Source organism: Phenylobacterium sp. (assembly GCF_031412415.1).
Taxonomy (GTDB): domain Bacteria; phylum Pseudomonadota; class Alphaproteobacteria; order Caulobacterales; family Caulobacteraceae; genus Phenylobacterium.
In genome coordinates this window covers 1-16490 of the sequence record NZ_JANOCX010000225.1, presented here as the reverse complement: position 1 = coordinate 16490, position 16490 = coordinate 1, and the positions used below count along the sequence as shown (strand labels likewise).

17 protein-coding genes and 1 pseudogene are annotated in these 16490 nt (G+C 68.1%); 14 read left to right on the top strand and 4 right to left on the bottom strand.

Features of this window, described 5'->3' with window-relative positions; genetic code table 11:
* On the top strand, window positions 1–500 hold a 500-nt coding region (locus tag RMO04_RS11145), incomplete at its 5' end, for a hypothetical protein (RefSeq protein WP_309644857.1).
* Here RMO04_RS11145 and RMO04_RS11140 read toward each other — a convergent pair.
* Window positions 497–2815: an ATP-binding protein gene (locus RMO04_RS11140; RefSeq protein ID WP_309644856.1), complete on the bottom strand. Its 2319-nt coding sequence runs from the start codon at window positions 2813–2815 to the stop codon at window positions 497–499. The genes RMO04_RS11145 and RMO04_RS11140 overlap by 4 nt on opposite strands.
* Before the next feature lie 87 nt (window positions 2816–2902).
* Here RMO04_RS11140 and RMO04_RS11135 point away from each other — a divergent pair, with 87 nt between their 5' ends.
* The 6 genes from RMO04_RS11135 to mmcB all read left to right on the top strand — a co-directional run bounded on the left by RMO04_RS11135 (window position 2903) and on the right by mmcB (window position 7593).
* Entirely contained in the window at window positions 2903–3484 is a 582-nt protein-coding gene (locus tag RMO04_RS11135) for a hypothetical protein (protein WP_309644855.1), read from the top strand.
* On the top strand, window positions 3477–3884 hold the full coding sequence (locus RMO04_RS11130) for a metallopeptidase family protein (protein WP_309644854.1): 408 nt from the start codon (window positions 3477–3479) through the stop codon (window positions 3882–3884). Before RMO04_RS11135 ends, RMO04_RS11130 begins: the two co-directional genes overlap by 8 nt.
* A 143-nt stretch (window positions 3885–4027) precedes the next feature.
* Window positions 4028–5158: a ferritin-like domain-containing protein gene (locus tag RMO04_RS11125; protein WP_309644858.1), complete on the top strand. Its 1131-nt coding sequence runs from the start codon at window positions 4028–4030 to the stop codon at window positions 5156–5158.
* Window positions 5159–5326: 168 nt separating this feature from the next.
* Window positions 5327–6457 carry a ferritin-like domain-containing protein gene (locus tag RMO04_RS11120; RefSeq protein ID WP_309644853.1) on the top strand — a complete coding sequence of 377 codons (1131 nt, stop codon included), beginning with the start codon at window positions 5327–5329 and terminating at the stop codon, window positions 6455–6457.
* Window positions 6458–6546: 89 nt separating this feature from the next.
* Window positions 6547–7095, top strand: a complete 549-nt coding sequence (locus tag RMO04_RS11115; RefSeq protein ID WP_309644852.1) for a lipocalin family protein — start codon at window positions 6547–6549, stop codon at window positions 7093–7095.
* Window positions 7096–7137: 42 nt separating this feature from the next.
* Window positions 7138–7593 (top strand): DNA repair putative endonuclease MmcB, encoded by a 456-nt coding sequence (gene mmcB, locus RMO04_RS11110; RefSeq protein WP_309644851.1) that lies wholly within the window; start codon window positions 7138–7140, stop codon window positions 7591–7593.
* A gap of 6 nt (window positions 7594–7599) precedes the next feature.
* Here mmcB and RMO04_RS11105 read toward each other — a convergent pair whose 3' ends face one another.
* Entirely contained in the window at window positions 7600–8157 is a 558-nt protein-coding gene (locus tag RMO04_RS11105) for an ActR/PrrA/RegA family redox response regulator transcription factor (protein WP_309644850.1), read from the bottom strand.
* A 92-nt stretch (window positions 8158–8249) separates the two neighbouring features.
* Window positions 8250–9545 carry an ActS/PrrB/RegB family redox-sensitive histidine kinase gene (locus RMO04_RS11100; protein WP_309644849.1) on the bottom strand — a complete coding sequence of 432 codons (1296 nt, stop codon included), beginning with the start codon at window positions 9543–9545 and terminating at the stop codon, window positions 8250–8252.
* Between the two features lie 149 nt (window positions 9546–9694).
* Here RMO04_RS11100 and RMO04_RS11095 point away from each other — a divergent pair, with 149 nt between their 5' ends.
* From RMO04_RS11095 to RMO04_RS11085, 3 genes are all read left to right on the top strand, one after another.
* Window positions 9695–10279 carry an SCO family protein gene (locus RMO04_RS11095; protein ID WP_309644848.1) on the top strand — a complete coding sequence of 195 codons (585 nt, stop codon included), beginning with the start codon at window positions 9695–9697 and terminating at the stop codon, window positions 10277–10279.
* Window positions 10280–10398: 119 nt separating this feature from the next.
* On the top strand, window positions 10399–11670 hold the full coding sequence (locus RMO04_RS11090; protein WP_309644847.1) for a polyhydroxyalkanoate depolymerase: 1272 nt from the start codon (window positions 10399–10401) through the stop codon (window positions 11668–11670).
* 9 nt (window positions 11671–11679) lie between these two features.
* Window positions 11680–12417 carry a SprT family zinc-dependent metalloprotease gene (locus RMO04_RS11085; protein WP_309644846.1) on the top strand — a complete coding sequence of 246 codons (738 nt, stop codon included), beginning with the start codon at window positions 11680–11682 and terminating at the stop codon, window positions 12415–12417.
* Between the two features lie 6 nt (window positions 12418–12423).
* On the opposite strand, the gene RMO04_RS11080 is transcribed toward RMO04_RS11085, so the two are convergent.
* The gene (locus RMO04_RS11080; protein ID WP_309644845.1) at window positions 12424–14376 is read right to left on the bottom strand and encodes a penicillin-binding protein 1A; all 1953 of its coding nucleotides are present in this window, start codon (window positions 14374–14376) and stop codon (window positions 12424–12426) included.
* Between the two features lie 345 nt (window positions 14377–14721).
* Between RMO04_RS11080 and RMO04_RS11075 the strand changes: the two genes are divergently transcribed.
* The 4 genes and pseudogenes from RMO04_RS11075 to RMO04_RS11060 form a co-directional block, all read left to right on the top strand.
* A complete protein-coding gene (locus RMO04_RS11075) occupies window positions 14722–15060 on the top strand; it encodes a CC_3452 family protein (protein WP_309644844.1) in 339 nt (112 codons plus the stop codon).
* A 152-nt stretch (window positions 15061–15212) separates the two neighbouring features.
* Window positions 15213–15524 carry a hypothetical protein gene (locus RMO04_RS11070; protein ID WP_309644843.1) on the top strand — a complete coding sequence of 104 codons (312 nt, stop codon included), beginning with the start codon at window positions 15213–15215 and terminating at the stop codon, window positions 15522–15524.
* Between the two features lie 184 nt (window positions 15525–15708).
* Entirely contained in the window at window positions 15709–16263 is a 555-nt protein-coding gene (locus RMO04_RS11065; RefSeq protein ID WP_309644842.1) for a F0F1 ATP synthase subunit delta, read from the top strand.
* A 4-nt stretch (window positions 16264–16267) separates the two neighbouring features.
* Window positions 16268–16490 (top strand): annotated as a pseudogene (locus RMO04_RS11060) (F0F1 ATP synthase subunit alpha); the annotation flags it as partial.

Below are 16490 nucleotides of genomic sequence, written 5' to 3'. Positions count from 1 at the left end.
TGACCGAGGCCTATGTGGCCGCGGCCATCGAGGCGGTCAGTCCGGGCGCGAGCTGGCGGCGCTATCCCAAGGGACTCTACGAAAACCAGGACCTCTATGTGATGGGCGCGCCGGGCGTCGACCTCTCGGGTCTGAAGGTCGCCAGTTCGCCCATGGGCGGCTTCGAGACCATGACCCAACTGCCCACCGGCGAAACCGAATACGCCGGCTGGGCGCTGGAGCGCACGCCCGGCTGCGCCATCGACCTGGTGAGCGTACACGTGGACGACCGCCCGGTGGTCAGCATCATTCCCGACCATCCGCGGCCCGATGTCCTGGCCGCCTTCCCGAACGCGGCCAACACCCCGGTGGGCTGGCGTTTCCGGCTGCAGGCTCCGGCCGGCGCCGTGGTCCGCCTGCACCTGCAGAGCAGCTCAGGTCTCACCGGCTACGCCTACGCCCAGGCCCCGGGCCCAGCGGCCATGACCTATTCGGGCTGGTCGCGCCGAGCCCTGCGCTAGAAGCTCAATTCCGGATGCCCCGCCGCGCCCTGGGCGGTCTCGGGGAGGTGGCAGGTGAAGGTGGCGCCGGCCCCCGGCTCGCTCTCCAGGGCCACCCAGCCCCCGTGCAGCTCCACCAGCGCCTTGACCAGGGCCAGGCCCAGGCCAGGCCCGCCGCGCTCGCGGCCGATGAAGCGGTCGAAGATGTGCGCCTGCACGTGGAAGGGGATGCCCCGGCCGGTGTCGGTCACCTGAAGCTGGATCTCGCCCTGGGCCCGACGGGCGGCGATGGTGACGAGGCCGTCCGGCGGGGTCTGGCGGATGGCGTTCTCGGTCAGGTGGTCCAGGGCCTGGGTCAGCCGCTTCTGGTCGCCCCGGATTAGGCCGATGTCGTCGGCGGCCTCGACCTTGATGGTCACCCCGGCGGCCTCGGCCTCAGGGGTCCAGCGGCCGGCGGTCTGGCTCAGCAGGTCGGCGACGCGGACGTCGTCCAGGTCCAGCGCCATCTCGTCGGCGTCGATCTGCGCCATGTCCAGCACGTCGTCGATGGACCGGGCGAGCTGGGTGGCCGCCGTGCGCACGGCCGCGGCGTGCCCGCGCCCCCGCTCCGACAGGTTCTCGCCCGAGCGCTCCAGCAGTTCAGAATAGCCGATGATGGTGGTGAGCGGCGTACGCAGCTCGTAGGAGACGTTGCCCACGAAGTCGCGCTTCAGTCGCTCGGCGTCGGCCAGCGCGGCGGAACGGTCGGCCAGCGCGCTCTCCAGCTTGCGCGCGTCGGTGACGTCGGCGAAGGCGATCAGGGTCGCCCCGTCCGGCAGCGGCCGGCTCTGATAGACCACGATGCGCGAGTCCGAGGTCTTCACCTCGCCTGAGATCGGCGCACGGGCCTGGGGATCGGTGTCGGCCACCCGGCCCTTCAGCTCACGCCAGAAGCCCATGTCGTGCAGGCGCGGGATGCACAGCTCCACCACGCCCTCGAAGTCGTGGGCCACTTCCAGTTGGGCGGGCGTGATGTTCCAGAACCGCTCGAAGGCCTCGTTGTGCAGGCGTAGACGCCCGTCCGAGCCGAACACCGCCACCGCGTCGTTCAGCTTGTCGAGGGTGGCCTGCTGCACCTGGATGAGCGCGTTGTACTGCGCCTTCAGCTTCAGCTCCCCGGTGATGTCGGAGAACAGCAGCAGCACTCCGCCCATCGGGTGGGGCTGGCGCACGACCCGCAGGGTGCGGCCATCGGGGATGCTCCACAGGTCGTCGGGGGAGGAGGCCACGTCCTCGTAGCGGTCGAGCTCGGCGGCCTTCCACTTGGCGTAGTCGACGGTCTCGGGCAGGCGGCGGCGCTGGCGCAGGCGATCCAGAACCTCGCCATGGGTCGGCAGCTCGGCCAGCCAGGCGGGCTCCAGGCCCCACAGCTCGGCGAAGGCGGTGTTATGGAAGATGAGCTTCTTGCCCTCGCCGAAGATCGCCACGGCGTCGGCGATGTGGTTGAGCGTCTCGTCATGGGCGGCGAGCTGGCGCTTCAGCAGTTCGCGCATCTCCTCGGCCTCGGTGACGTCCTCGGTCCAGACCCCGACGCCGCCGCCTTCCAGCGGTTGGGCGGTGATCTGGAAGGCCCGGCGACGGCCGCCCAGGCTGCTCCAGCGCAGGGTCTCGCGCTTCTGTCCCAGGTTGGCGGCCTCGCTGGCCAGGGTGTCGGCCGCGCGGTCGAAGCTGGCGCCGCGAGCGGCGGCCTCGTCCAGGCTGGCCGCGCCGGCGGCCGCAAGCCAGGCGCTGTTGACCCACACGGGCGCGCCGTCGGCCGCGGCGATCCAGGCGGGGGTGGCGCGCGCGTCGAGGAAGGCGGCGAAGCGGGGCGCGGTGGGCAGGCCCGCGTCCTCGCCGATGATGGCCGAGAGCCGCAGCCAGGCCAGGGCTCCAGCGGCGCGGCCTTCCACCGCCACCACGCCGGCGGGTCCGCGCACCTCGAAGGCGCAGGCCTCGCCGCGTTCGAACAGGGCGCGCAGGCGCCGCGCGTGGTCGGGATCGGCGCGCATCAGGGCGGCCATCACCCCCTGTGGGTCGGCGTGGGGCAGGCCAAGCGCCGTGACGCAGACCGCCAGGCTCTCCTCGCCGGAGGCTAGCAGGGCGTGGCCGTCCTGGACCGCCAGCAGCGCGGAATCGAAGGCTTCGGCGGAGGCCTGGGCCGCTTCGGCGCCCAGTTCCAGGCCGGCGATCTGCTGACGCAGGGCCTCGATCCGCGCCTCGCCCTGCCGGCGCTGGGCCAGGGCGAGCAGGGTGGCGCAGATGGCCAGCATGACGGCTCCGGCCGCGGCGGCCAGGATCAGTTCGTGCTCGCTCATCCGCGCCCCATCGACGCTCGTCCTCGTCGACAGCGAATCATCGGATCACCATATTCCGGTCCTGGGTTTTGGGCGATGATCGGAACCATGACGGCGATCCTCTACCCCGTGGCGGCCAACGCAGAACAGGCGCTTTCGGCGCCGATCGCCCGCGCCGCGCGTGAACGCGAGGCTGAGGGCCTGGCCGGAGAGTCGGTCAGCTTCGTCAGCGAGCCGGTCGGCGCGCGCTTCGCCACCCGCGAGGCGGCTCTGGACGCCTATGTCGGGCGGCTCGAGGACGAGCGTCCTGGCCGCACCGCCAGCCTGCCGCCCGAGGATCGTTTCCTGCGGCTGGCGCAGACCTTGGCGGCGGCCAAGACCCGCGCCCCCGCGCCGCTCCTGCCCAGCTATCAGGACGGCCGCCGCTGGCCGGCGGCCCAGGCCGCCCCCGACACAGCCTGGCGCCTGGTGATCTCCTATTGGCGGATCGGCGCCGCGCCGGCGCGCGCGCCGGACGGTCCCCAGGCGCGCCAGGCCCGCCGCCAGGGCCGTCACAGCCTCGATTCCGAAGCGGTGCGGGCCCTGACCCGCCAGCCCTTGCAGGCGGTGAAGCCGCAGCAACCCCTCGATATCGGACTTTTCGAGACGCGCCTGCCCGAGTCGCCGCATATCATCGTCCCCGATGAGTGATCCCTATCGCGGCCCCGCGCCTTCCCTCGACGATCTCGCCGACTTGGCGCAGGCCGCCTTCGCCGCCCTGCCGCAGGGCTTCCGCGACATGGCCGGAGAGGTGGTCTTCCGCGTCGACGATTTCGCCGCCGAGGAGGTGTTGGACGAGCTGGGTATCCCCGACGCCTTCGAACTGACCGGCCTCTACCAGGGGGTCGACCTGGGCCACCGATCGGTCTTCGACCCCAGCCCTGAGCCTTCGCGCATCTTCCTCTACCGCCGCCCCATCCTCGACGAATGGGCCGAGCGCGGCGACATTTCGCTGGCGGACCTGGTGGCCCACGTCCTAGTCCACGAGATCGGCCACCATTTCGGCCTTTCGGACGACGACATCCACGCCATCGAAGACGCCGCCGACTAGGGCCCGGCGTAGGTACGGATAACCGCCCCTTAAGAAGATGACGCTAGCGTCATTTTTCTTGACTGATCATCGTTCTCTTGAGACGGTCGGGCCAAGAGGAAACCGTGGCCGCCTGCGTGCGCGCCCACCAAAAGGATCTGCCCATGGCCGCCGACGGCAACATCACCAAGGACATCATCTACGACGCCGTGGCGCCGGACGACTTCGAGTCCATGCTGGAGCTGGACCGCTACAACGCCCGCTCGACGGCGTTCGACAAGATCATCTCGGCCACCCACGACCACTTCTGGGATCCGCTCGACAAGAAGTACATCGACTTCGACGAGCCCTTCGACATGGAAAACGAGATGATCCTCCCCGAGGACATGATCATCTCGATGTCCACCGACTACGTGTCCAACCACCTGAAGGACCACAAGACCCGCGTTCGGTTCGTCAACCAGTCGGCCCTGCGCTCGTTCTCCTCGATCCTGCACGGCGAGCAGGGTGCGCTGAACCTGTCGGCCAGCCTCTGCCATGTGCTGAAGGACCAGGGCGCGCAGGAATACGCGGCCAACCAGACCCGCGAAGAGGCCCGCCACGTCACGGCCTTCGCCAAGTACATCAAGGCCCGCTGGGGCCGCCCGGTGGAATGCGGTCCGACGCTGAAGACCCTGCTGGTCGACATCATCGGCAGCCCCGAGGTCTACAAGAAGATCATCGGCATGCAGATGCTGGTGGAAGGCCTGGCCATGGGCGCCTTCGCCACCTTCTTCAACAATATCAATGATCCGACCGGCAAGCGCCTGTTGCAACTGGTGATGACCGACGAGGCCTTCCACCATAAGTTCGGGAAGATCTGGGCCGACCGCACCATCCCGCACCTGAGCGAGGCCGAGCACGAGATCATCGAGAACTGGGCGGCGCACTGCTTCCAGACCCTGCTGTTCAACCTGGTCTCCCCGTCGCAGCAGCGCGACCTCTATGAGGAGTTCGGCCTGGATCCGGAGAAGGTGATCGCCGAGATGGCCCTGATGGTCACCGACGAAACCCGTCGCGAGAACATGAAGGAGCAGACCAACATCTTCCGCGTGCTGGTGAAGACCCTGCTCAACGCCGGCATCATCACCGACCGGACCAAGGCCTTCTACGCCACCTACGTGGACCTGGACGAGCTGCGCGGCGAAGGCGAGCGGATGGTCGGCGACGACATCGCCGAAGAGGGCATCAAGTACCTGCAGGAGATCAACTTCAAGGACCGGGCCGTCCAGGCGATCTCCATCGCCGCCGAGTAGGCCTTACCTCTAAGCTTCGAGTTCGCGCCCGCGGGTCTCCAGACCTGCGGGCGTTTTCGATTCGAGGTCTGTAGGATGATTACAAATCTGACGGGTGCGTCATTTTCCTTTGACGGCCGTCACCCGCGGTGGTGACCTTCGCGCCACGCTGCAGCCCAAGAGGACCCCATGGCCGCCGACGGCAACATCACCAAGGACCTGATCTACGACGCCGTGGCGCCGGACGACTTCGAGTCCATGCTGGAGCTCGACCGTTACAACGCCCGCTCGACCGCCTTCGACAAGATCATCTCGGCGACCCACGACCACTTCTGGGATCCGCTGGACCCCAAGTACATCGACTTCTCCGCCCCCTGGGACATGGAGAACGAGCCGCTGATGCCCGAGGAGCTTAGCGCCGCCCTGCAAACGGACTATGTGAAGGAAAAGCTGAACACCCCGGCGCTCCGGGCGCAGTTCCTCAACAAGTCGCTGCTCTATTCCTTCTCCTCGATCCTGCACGGCGAACAGGGCGCGCTGAACCTGTCGGCCAGCCTGTGCCACGTCCTGCTGGACCAGGGCGCGCAGGAGTACGCGGCCAACCAAACCCGCGAAGAGGCCCGCCACGTTACGGCCTTCGCAAAATATATCAAGGCCCGCTGGGGCCGACCGGTGGCGTGCAGCAAGGTGCTGCAGGACCTGCTGGTCGACATCATCGGCAGCCCCGAGGTCTACAAGAAGATCATCGGCATGCAGATGCTGGTGGAGGGTCTGGCCATGGGCGCCTTCGCCACCTTCTACCAGAAGCTCAACGACCCGCTGGGCCGCCAACTCATGCAGCTCGTCATGACGGACGAGGCCTTCCACCACAAGTTCGGGAAGATCTGGGCCGACCGCACCATCCCCAAGCTGAGCGAAGCCGAGCACATCATCGTCGAGGACTGGGCCGCCCATTGCTTCCAGGCGGTGCTGTTCAACCTGGTCTCACCGTCGGAACAGGTCGCGCTCTATGAGGAGTTCGGCCTCGATCCGGCCCGCGTCCTGGCCGAGATCCAGCTGATCGCCACCGACGAGGCGCGGCGCGAGGACATGAAGGAAGCCAGCAACATCTTCCGCGTGCTCAACAAGACCCAGCTCAACGCCGGGATCATCACCGACCGCACCCGCGCCTTCTACGGCATGTATGTCGACATGGAGGAACTGAAGGCCGAGGGCGACAAGATGGTCGGCGACGACATCGCCGAAGAGGGGATCAAGTACCTCCAGAAGATCAACTTCAAGGATCGCGTCGCGGCCAACGTCTCGATCGCCGCGGAATAGCCCGATTTCGTTGGGGTGAGGTTCATGCGCCCGCGGGCAGGATCCGCGGGCGTTTTCTTTTCCTTCACGAAGCGTTAGCGATACCGTCCATGCGCCTGCCCAGCCTGTCCCTCGCCTTCGTCGCCGCGTGTTTCGCGTTCGCGGCGCTGTGCATCGCCGCCGTCCCGGCCCTGGCCGCCCCGCCTCCGCCCACCGAGCGGATCGAGCTGACCAAGATCACAGGTCGCTGGTACGAGGTCGCGCGCCTTCCCAACAAGATCCAGACCGGCTGCCAGGGCGGCACCTCGGACTGGGTGCGCAACGGCGAGGGCTTCTCGGTTCTCCAGGCTTGTCACAAGGGTTCGCTCGCCGCCCCAGCCACCGAGTGGAAGGCCAAGGCCAAGGTCATCGACCCGAAGACCAACGCCAAGCTTCAGATGACCTTCTTCGGCGGCGTGGTGAAGCAGGAGTATTGGGTCCTGGAACATCGGCCCGACCAGGGCTGGCTCATCCTGGGCACGCCCGGCGGTCGGGCCATGTGGCTGATGTCGCAGCGTCCCACCCTGCCCAGCGCGATCAAGGCGCAGGCCGTGGCGCGGGTGAAGCAGCTCGGCTACGACGTCGCCCGCCTGGAATTCCCGCAGCCCGCCAAGAACTGAGGGGGCTTGCGCCTGGAACGAAGCCGGAACATAAATTCCGGCATGGGCGTCACCATCGTCACCGTCAGCCGGCCTGAGATCACCGCCGCCGTCACCCGCGGCGCGGCGCGGCTGCTGGCCGAGATGCGCTATGCGCCCCTGGCCGAGGTCACCCTGCCCAACGGCCGGCGCGCCGACCTGATGGCCCTGTCGCCCAGGGGCCAGATCGTCATCGTCGAGGTGAAGTCGGGACTCGAGGACTATCGGGTCGACCGCAAATGGCATGAGTACATGCCGTATTGCGACAGCTTCGCCTTCGCCGTGGCGCCGGAGTTCCCCCGTGAAATCCTGCCCGAGCAGCCAGGGCTGATCGTGTGCGACGGCTTCGGCGGCGCGGTCCTGCGCGAGGCGCCGGTGGTTTCCCTGGCCGGCGCGCGACGCAAGGCGCTGATCATCGCCTTCGGCCGCTTGGCCGCTCTACGCGCGGCGGGCGTCGCGGCGACGGAGCTGGAGGGGTAGGCCGCCCTACCGTGGCGCGCGCTTGGCCAGGATGCGCTGCAGGGTTCGCCGGTGCATGTTCAACCGCCGGGCCGTCTCGGAGACATTGTGGCCGCACAGCTCGTAGACCCGCTGGATGTGTTCCCAACGGACCCGGTCGGCGCTCATCGGATTGTCCGGCGGCGGCGGCGACTCGTCCTTACGAGCCAGCAGGGCGCGGGCAACGTCGTCGGCGTCGGCGGGCTTGGAGAGATAGTCTATGGCCCCGGATTTCACCGCGGCCACCGCCGTTGCGATGTTGCCGTAGCCGGTCAGCATTATGACCTTGGCGTCGGCGCGGGCGTCGCGCACCGCCTCCACCACCTTCAGGCCGGTCCCGTCCTCCAGCCGCATGTCCAGCACCGCGTAGGCCGGGGGGTGGGCCTTAACCGCGGCCAGGGCCTCGCTGACGCTGCCGACCAGCACGGGCTCGAAACCCCGCTGCTCCAGGGCGCGGCCCAACCTCGTGCGCAACGGAGCGTCATCGTCCAGGACGAGCAAGCTTCGGTCGGGCAGTGCGGCGATGTCGGCGGAGAGATCGGTCATACGCAACCTCCGATAGGGGCGTTGGCGTCTACGCTGCCTGCGGCATCATGTCGCTGCTTGTCGCTTATCCGCAAGGGCCTTCGCATCGGCCCTCAACCGTTTCCGCCCGGCGCCTCGATTCGCGCCCTTGGCCAACGGGCCGCGACGACGGCGCCGCGCGGACGTCCGTTCTGGAAAGTCACCACAGCGCCGGTTCGTTCCAACAATGTCTTGGCGATGAAGAAACCCAGTCCCATGCCGATGTGGCCGGTTCGACCGCCGGCCACGCCCGGGCGGCTGGTCACATAGGGTTCGCCCAGCTTGGCCAACACCTCCGGCGCGAATCCCGGTCCGTCGTCGCGGACCTCCATGCCGATGCTCTGGGCGTCGAAGCGGACCGTGACCAGGATTTCCGAGGCGGCGAAATCCACCGCGTTCTCCACGAACGAGGTCATGGCGTGCAGCACCTCGGGCATCCGCCAGATATTGGGCGCGGCCACGCCGGGCGCGCCGGAGACGATCGCCTCCACCCGCACGCCGCGCACATCGGCATGCGGCTCGATGACCTCGTTGAGCAGCTGCAGCAGGCTCATCCGCTCATGAACCTCGTCGGAGGCCGCGGCGGGCGCGTCGGTCAGCCGCCGCAGAATCTCTCGGCATCGCTCTGACTGGGCGATCAGCAGGTCGGCGTCCTCCTTGACCTGGGCGGTCGGCGCCTCGCGAGCCAGCTCCTTGGCGACGATGGAGATGGTAGCGAGCGGCGTGCCGAGTTCATGGGCCGCCGCCGCCGCCAGGGCGCCCAGGGCCGAGAGCCGCTGCTCGCGAGCCAGCACCGCCTGGGTCACATCCAGCGCCAGGGCCATGCGAGAGGACTCCTCGGCCGCCTGGCGCACATTTCCGGCGATGACGATGATCCCCGCCACATTGGCCACGGCGGCCCCCAGCATGAAGCTGAAGGGCAGCTGGATGACGACGCCCGGCGCGCTGGGCAACGGCAGGTGCAGGAAAGCCAGCGCCACCGAAGCCGTGATCGCGCCGGCGCCGACGGCTGTGACGGCTCGTGGCGCCAGGGTGGCCGCCGCCAGGGTCACGGGGGCGATCAGCATGAGGACGAAGGGGTTGGCCGTGCCGCCGGTCAGGAACAGCAGGGTGGAAATCTGGGCGATGTCGAAGCTGAGCTGACCCACCGCCTCCCAGTCGCCGATCAGGCGCTGGCCCGGCGAGGCGACCCCCGTCAGCAGATTCACCCAGGCCGCGGCGCCCACCACCGCGAAACAGAAGGGATAGGGCGCGCTGAAACCGAACCCCAGGCCCGCCACCGCCAGCAGCAGCAACTCGCCGGCCACGATCATCCATCGCAGGGTGACCAGGGTGCGCAGGCGCAGGCGCCCGCCCAGAGCCCCGCCCATGCCCCAGTCCGCGCCGGCTTGCGCGGGCGTGGCGCTTTGCCTATCGAGGCCGGGCGAAGGCGTCGGCGGCGAAGGGTTGCTCCTGGGCACGCGCGACCATCGCGCGTTACGCTCCGCCTGACGAGCCCCAAAGCCCCTTGAGGCCGCCCATGAAACGCCGACACCTGGTCCTGATCGCCGCCTGCCTCGTGGGGCTCGTCGTCCTGGCCGGGATCGCCTGGCGCACCGGCGCCCTAGATCGCCCGCCCCCCGCCGCGGTCGGCGGCCCGTTCCAGCTCGTGAACCAGGACGGCGCGGCCGTGGACGAGCGGGTGCTGAACGGCAAGTGGACGGTCGTGTTCTTCGGCTTCACCTATTGCCCGGACGTCTGTCCCACCACGCTCCAGGCCCTCGATCGCGCCCAGGACCTGCTGGGCCCTAAGGCTCAGCGGATGCAGGTGGTGTTCATCTCGGTGGATCCCGAGCGCGACACCCCGGCCCAGCTGAAGACCTATCTGGCCGGCCCGGCGTTTCCCACGGGTACGATCGGCCTGACCGGCACGCCGGAGCAGGTCGCCGTCGTGGCCAAGGCCTACCACGCCTACTACAAGAAGAACGGCGAGGGCCCCGACTACCTGGTCGACCACTCAACCCCGGCCTACCTCATGACCCCGAAGGGCCGGTTCGACCGTATCCTGCCCTACGGAATCTCCCCGGAGGAGATCGCCCGCCAGATCAGCCAGGCCATGGGCTAAGCGCGCTGCCGACGATTCGGCCCGTAGCGGCGAAGCGCCGCATTTGGAACCGGTTACCGCTGGACATCCTTAAGTATGGTCATGCTACGCTGCGCCGCAGCAAGAGGACGTCTTTCACGATGCTCTATACGCTTTACGAGGCAGGCTATTACGCCTCCACCCCGCTCCGGTTCGCCACGCGGGCCATGCGCGACTTCTGGTCTTCGCCGCTGAATCCCGCCAAGGACAGCGATCTGGGCCGCCGGCTCTTCGCCAACGCCGACCTTTTCGCCAACCTCACCCGCCGCTACGGCAAGCCCGCCTGGAACATCGACAGCGTCGAGATCGACGGCAAGCCGGTGCGCGTCCGACCCACCGTGGTGTCGTCGACCCCATGGGTGAAGATGATCCACTTCAGCCGCGACATGTCCGACATGCGCAAGGCCGGCCGCCGCGAGCTGGAGCCCGCGGTGCTGATCGTCGCCCCGCTTTCCGGCCACTACGCCACCCTGCTGCGCGGCACGGTCGAGGCCTTCCTGCAGGACCACGAGGTGTTCATCACCGACTGGTCCAACGCCCGCGACGTGCCTCTGATGGAAGGCCGTTTCGACTTCCACGACTTCGTTGACCATGTCCGCGACATGCTGCGCCTCCTGGGCCCCCGCCCGCACGTGGTCGCCGTCTGCCAGCCGGGCCCCGCCGTCCTGGCCGCCGCGGCCCTGATGTCGGAGGATGACGAGGAAAGCCGTCCGGGCACCATGACCATCATGGGTTCGCCCATCGACGCGCGCCTGTCGCCGACGGTCACCAACAAGCTGGCCGAGGAAAAGCCCTTCGCCTGGTTCAAATCCAACATGATCGACGCCGTGCCCGCGCCCTATCCGGGGATGGGCCGCCGCGTATATCCGGGCTTCGTGCAGCTCTACAGCTTCATGTCGATGAACAAGGAAAAGCACGAGGGCGCCCACAAGCAGTACCTCAAGGACCTGATGGCCGGCGACGGCGACTCCGCCGAGAAGCACCTGGAGTTCTACGACGAGTATCTCTCGGTGCTGGACCTGCCCGAGGAGTTCTATCTCCAGACCATCGACTATGTGTTCCAGAGCTACCTGCTGCCCAAGGGCGAGCTGATCCATCGCGGCCGCCCGGTGCAGCCGGGCTCCATCCGCGATATCGGCCTGCTGACGGTCGAGGGCGAGAACGACGACATCTCCGGCATCGGCCAGACCCAGGCGGCGCACGCGCTTTGCACGGGGCTCTCGGACGACTTCAAGGAGGACTATGTGCAGCCGCATGTGGGCCACTACGGGGTGTTCAACGGCCGACGCTTCCGCGAGGAGATCTATCCTCGGGTCCGTGCTTTCATTCGCCGCCAGGAAGCGGGCATCGAAAAGAAGCGCGACGCAGCCTAGATAGGGCTCATGAGCCTGTTCGGACCCACCCTGGCCGATGGCGATCGGCTGGAGGTGGCCGGCGCCGTGGTCCGCCTGAAAGTCCACGCCCGCGCGCGCCGCGTCTCCCTGCGCCTTGACCGCACCAAGCGCGAGATCGTCGCCACCGCGCCTAGCGCGCGGCGGCTGTCGGAAGCCGCCGCCTTCGCCCGGGACCGCGCGGGCTGGATCGCCGAGCGTCTGGCCGAGCTGCCGCGATCCGAGGCCATCGCGCCCGGCATGACCATCACCCTGTTCGGGCAGCCCTGCCGCCTGGAGGCCAGCGGCAAGCCGGCGCGCCTCCATCCGGCCACGGCCGATGAGCCGGCCCGCATTTCGGCGCGTGGCGATGGGGCGGTCTACGCCAACGCCGTGATCCGCATCGTCAAGCGCGAGGCCCTCCGGGTGTTCTCCGAACGCACGGCGTTCCATTGCGCCCGGCTGGGGGCGAAGCTGCCCAGCGTCGCGGTGATGGACGCCCGCGCGCGATGGGGCTCATGCCGCCCCGGCCTGCCAGGCAAGCCCGCGGCGATCCGCTATTCCTGGCGCCTGGCGCTGGCGACGTTCGAGGTCGCCGACTACGTGGTCGCCCACGAATGCGCCCACCTGCTGGAGCTGAACCACGGCCCGCGCTTCTGGGCCCATGTCGAGGCCCTGGTCGGCGACGAGAAACCCCATCGCGCTTGGCTGCGCGCGGAGGGTGCGAGGCTCCACGCCTTCGGGCGCTAGGTTGGCCTAGAAGGGAACCTCGGCCGGCGCCCGTTCGACCGGCGCGGGCTCAGGGTCGCCGCCAGCCACCGCGTCGGCGATTCCGTCGATGACATCGCCGATGGGGTCTTCGTTCTCGGGCGGTCCGGGCAGCCCGCCCGGGATGGGCTGGGTCTTGAGGCGCGGCAGGGCCGAGGCCATGAAGTCGCGCCAGATGCCGGCCGGGGCATTGCCGCCGGTGACCCGCTTCATCGGCTTGTTGTCGTCCTTGCCGACCCAGACGGCCGTGACGAAGCCGCCCGTGTAGCCGACGAACCAGGCGTCGCGGTAGTCGCTGGTGGTGCCCGTCTTGCCCGCGAGATCGTATCCCGGAACGTTGGCGCGGGTTCCGGTGCCCGACGCGATCACCTGGCGCATCATCTGGTTCATGTAGGGCAGGGCGGGTGAGCCGATCACTGCCTGGCGCTGCGCCTTCTCCACCCCGTGGTCATAGAGAATCTTGCCCGAGGCGGTGCGGATGCGGGTGATGCCATAGCCCTTGGCCAGGAAGCCGCCGTTGGAGAACGGCGCATAGGCTTGGGCCATCTCCAGCGGGCTCACCTCGACGGCGCCCAGCGCCATCGAAGGGTCGAGCTGGATGTGCGACGTGATCCCCAGTCGCCGGGCGGTCGAGGCCACATTGCCGGTCCCGACCTCGTTGGCCAGCCGGGCGGCCACGGTGTTGATGGACTGGGCCAGCGCCGTCTGCAGGGTCATCTGGCCGCGGAAGTCGCCGGTATAGTTGCGCGGCTCCCAGTTGCCGATCTTCAGTGGCTCATCGACCACGACCACGTCGGGGGTGCGGCCGTTCTCCATGGCGGTGAGGTAGACGAAGGGCTTGAACGCCGAGCCCGCCTGGCGCTTGGCCATGGTGGCGCGGTCGAACTGGCTCTCTTCATAGGAGACGCCGCCCACATAGGCCCGGATGCGGCCCTCGCCGTCGATGGCGACCAGCGCCGCCTGTTGGACGCCCTGGCCCTTGGCGGCGGCGACGCCCTTGCGGATCGCCTGCTCGGCCGCGGTCTGGATCGGCAGGTCCAGAGTGGTCTCGACGACCAGATCTTCGGTGGGCTCGCCGACCAGGGAGCGGACCTGATCGTCCACCCAGTCGGTGAAGTACTGGGCGCGCTGGCTGGACAGGGTAGGGTTGACCCGCACAGGCGTCTTGAAGGCCTCGTCGCGCTCCTGGGCGGTGATGGCGCCCATGCGGACCATCTCGTTCAGAACGATGTTGGCGCGCTGTTCGGCCCGGTCGGCCGAGGCCAGGGGCGAGTAGCGCGAAGGACCCTTCATGGTGCCGGCCAGCAGGGCGCTCTCTCCGAGGGTGAGCTGGCTGGCGGGCTTGCCGAAATAGCGTTGGCTGGCGGCCTCGATGCCATAGGCGCCGGCGCCGAAATAGACCCGGTTCAGATAGAGGGCCAGGATCTCCTTCTTGGTGAACTTGGCCTCCAGCCACATGGCCAGGATCAATTCCTGGGCCTTGCGGCGATAGTTCTGGTTCGGCGTCAGGAACAGGTTGCGGGCGAGCTGCTGGGTGATGGTCGAGCCCCCGCGCAGGGGGCCGCCCTTGTGGGTGGAGTTGTAGATCTGCGAGCGGACTATGCCCCACGGATTGAACCCGAAGTGCCAATAGAACCAACGGTCCTCGATGGCCACGAACGCCTTGGGCACGTGCGGCGGCAGCTTGTCCAGGTCGACGGGCGGCGCGTACTGGCTGCCGCGCACCGCCACCATGGCGCCGGACTGGTCCAGATACGAGATCGAGGGCTGGCGCTCCACGTCGTAGAGCTTGGAGGTATCGGGCAGGTCGACCGCGAAGACCGCGAAGAAGGCCACCACGAAGATCAGGCCCCAGACACCCAGGACCATCGTCCAATAAAGTAGGGCCTGGAAGGGGGTGCGCGAGGCCGGCCGGCGCGAGCCCGGTCCTGGATTGGCCATGTGTCGTCCTAAGTCCGCCGTGGATCGCCCCCGCTCCGGGGCGACTGATATCCTAGGCGCACCAAACGCGCGACAAGATTGACGAGAGATGAACGTTGGCCTGGGCGCCAGGGTCCGCACGCGGCGATAGCGTCATATGGGAAGGCGCCGCCCGGATTTCACCCCTTCATTTTTGTATAGCGGGGTCGAAAAAAAAGCGATTGCGCTCAATCTAAGCAGTGTTATCTTAGCGATGCTTAGTTCTTTTCGCGCCGCCGGTGGGGATACTGGTTGCGAAATTCCCCGGAAGGCGCCGAGCCAGGCCGCAAGCCTGCCTTTTCTCCCCGAAACGCTGGAGGGCTTTCCATGAAGCTCCGTACCCTGGCGGCCGCCTGCGCCGCTCTTGTCTCCGTCTCGTTCGCTGGCGCCGCCCTGGCCGGCGAGCCCATCACCGCCAAGCTGCAAGCCCCGCTGGTCGAGAAGACCAAGGTCATCGCGGGCGGCGCCGTCTTCCTCTGCGAGGGCGACACCTGCGTCGCCTCGGCGCCGTCCTCGCGGACCTACGCCACCTCGACCTGCAAGGACCTCGCCAAGGAACTGGGCGCTGTCGCCTCCTTCGGTGGTTCGCGCAAGCAGCTCGACGACACCAAGCTGGGCGCCTGCAACGTGGCCGCTCTGCCGGCCACCCAGGTCGCCAACCGCTAGTCACCGACTCCACGATCAGGTTCGCGCTCCGATAGGCGCGCCTCCCAGCCGCTGTTTCCAGTCGAGCCTGTAACTTGAGGACGCCGGGGTATGCCCCCTCGGCGTCCTTTTTCTTTTGAGTTTCGCGCGCGCCCGCGTAAGGGACCGCCTCCATGACCTCAGACACCCCGCCTCAAGTCCTGCGCCGCCAGGCCGTTCTGCGCGATGCGCCCGCGGCTGTCGCGGGTCTGATCGAGCCGCTGCTGCTGGAGGTCGCGGGCCCCGGCGCCGAGCCAGTCTCCCTGACCCTGGACTATGGAATGGCCGCTTCGCCGGGCGCCGCGGTGATGGTCGAGGCCGCTGTCGAGCGGGCCACCCGCACCCTGGTCTTCGCCTATGGACGCCTGCTCACCCCGGAGGGCGGGGTCGTGGCCACCGGATCGGCGGTGTTTCGCCGCGTTACGGAGGGTTCCAAGGCCGTATAATCCAAGGTGTCGCGGCCGGTTTGGTTGCGGCGCCGAAAATCGCGTGCTATCAGGCGCGCGGCTTCGGGCCAGGGGGCTCTACCAGTCCCGACGGCCAATGTGCTTTTCCAAGCGCTTTCAAGCCTTTAGGCCGCTGTGGGTTCCCCCGCCGCGGCTTTCGACACGCATCGGGCGGACATAATAAGTGGCGGACGATTCCAAGGCTTCGAATGTGGGCGGCAGATATGCCCAAGCCCTGTTCGATCTCGCGAACGACGAAAACAAGCTGGCGGCTGTCGAGGCCGATCTGAAGGCGCTGAAGAAGATGCGCGCCGACAGCCGGGACTTCCATACCCTGCTGGCCTCTCCGGCGTTCAGCGCCGCGGACAAGGGCCGAGCCCTGGCCGCCATCGCCGAGAAGGCGAAGCTCAACGCCACCACCAAGAAATTCCTGGGCCTGCTGGCCGCCAATGGACGCGCCTCGGTGCTGCCGGCGGTGATCGCGGGCTTCGAGGTGCTCGCCGCCAAGGCGCGCGGGGCGGTCTCCGCCCAGGTCACCTCGGCTGTCGCCTTGACCCCCGCCCAAGCCAAGGGCGTGGCCGCCGCGCTGCGCACCGCGCTCGGCAAAGACCCTGAAATCGAGACCCGCGTCGATCCGTCCATCCTGGGCGGCATCAAGGTGCGGGTCGGTTCCCGACTGTTCGATGCTTCGCTTCGTTCGAAGCTCGACTCCCTCAAGTTCGCCCTGAAGAGAGCGTAAGCCCATGGACATCCGCGCCGCCGAGATTTCGGCCATCCTCAAGTCGCAGATCGCTAATTTCGGCGAAGAAGCCGACGTCTCCGACGTCGGGCAGGTGCTGTCCGTCGGTGACGGCATCGCCCGCGTGTTCGGCCTCGACAACGTCCAGGCGGGCGAAATGGTCGAGTACCCGAAGGCCGGCGTGAAGGGCATGGACCTGAACATGGAACGCGACAACGTCGGTATCG

Coding starts and splice junctions, on each gene's coding strand:
- RMO04_RS11120 (WP_309644853.1), top strand. CDS start 5,327: ATGGCCGCCGACGGCAACATCACCAAGGACCTGATCTACGACGCCGTG.
- RMO04_RS11115 (WP_309644852.1), top strand. CDS start 6,547: ATGCGCCTGCCCAGCCTGTCCCTCGCCTTCGTCGCCGCGTGTTTCGCG.
- RMO04_RS11085 (WP_309644846.1), top strand. CDS start 11,680: ATGAGCCTGTTCGGACCCACCCTGGCCGATGGCGATCGGCTGGAGGTG.
- RMO04_RS11075 (WP_309644844.1), top strand. CDS start 14,722: ATGAAGCTCCGTACCCTGGCGGCCGCCTGCGCCGCTCTTGTCTCCGTC.
- RMO04_RS11090 (WP_309644847.1), top strand. CDS start 10,399: ATGCTCTATACGCTTTACGAGGCAGGCTATTACGCCTCCACCCCGCTC.
- RMO04_RS11105 (WP_309644850.1), bottom strand. CDS start 8,157: ATGACCGATCTCTCCGCCGACATCGCCGCACTGCCCGACCGAAGCTTG.
- RMO04_RS11140 (WP_309644856.1), bottom strand. CDS start 2,815: ATGAGCGAGCACGAACTGATCCTGGCCGCCGCGGCCGGAGCCGTCATG.
- RMO04_RS11130 (WP_309644854.1), top strand. CDS start 3,477: ATGAGTGATCCCTATCGCGGCCCCGCGCCTTCCCTCGACGATCTCGCC.
- RMO04_RS11100 (WP_309644849.1), bottom strand. CDS start 9,545: ATGGGCGGGGCTCTGGGCGGGCGCCTGCGCCTGCGCACCCTGGTCACC.
- RMO04_RS11135 (WP_309644855.1), top strand. CDS start 2,903: ATGACGGCGATCCTCTACCCCGTGGCGGCCAACGCAGAACAGGCGCTT.
- RMO04_RS11095 (WP_309644848.1), top strand. CDS start 9,695: ATGAAACGCCGACACCTGGTCCTGATCGCCGCCTGCCTCGTGGGGCTC.
- mmcB (WP_309644851.1), top strand. CDS start 7,138: ATGGGCGTCACCATCGTCACCGTCAGCCGGCCTGAGATCACCGCCGCC.
- RMO04_RS11080 (WP_309644845.1), bottom strand. CDS start 14,376: ATGGCCAATCCAGGACCGGGCTCGCGCCGGCCGGCCTCGCGCACCCCC.
- RMO04_RS11070 (WP_309644843.1), top strand. CDS start 15,213: ATGACCTCAGACACCCCGCCTCAAGTCCTGCGCCGCCAGGCCGTTCTG.
- RMO04_RS11125 (WP_309644858.1), top strand. CDS start 4,028: ATGGCCGCCGACGGCAACATCACCAAGGACATCATCTACGACGCCGTG.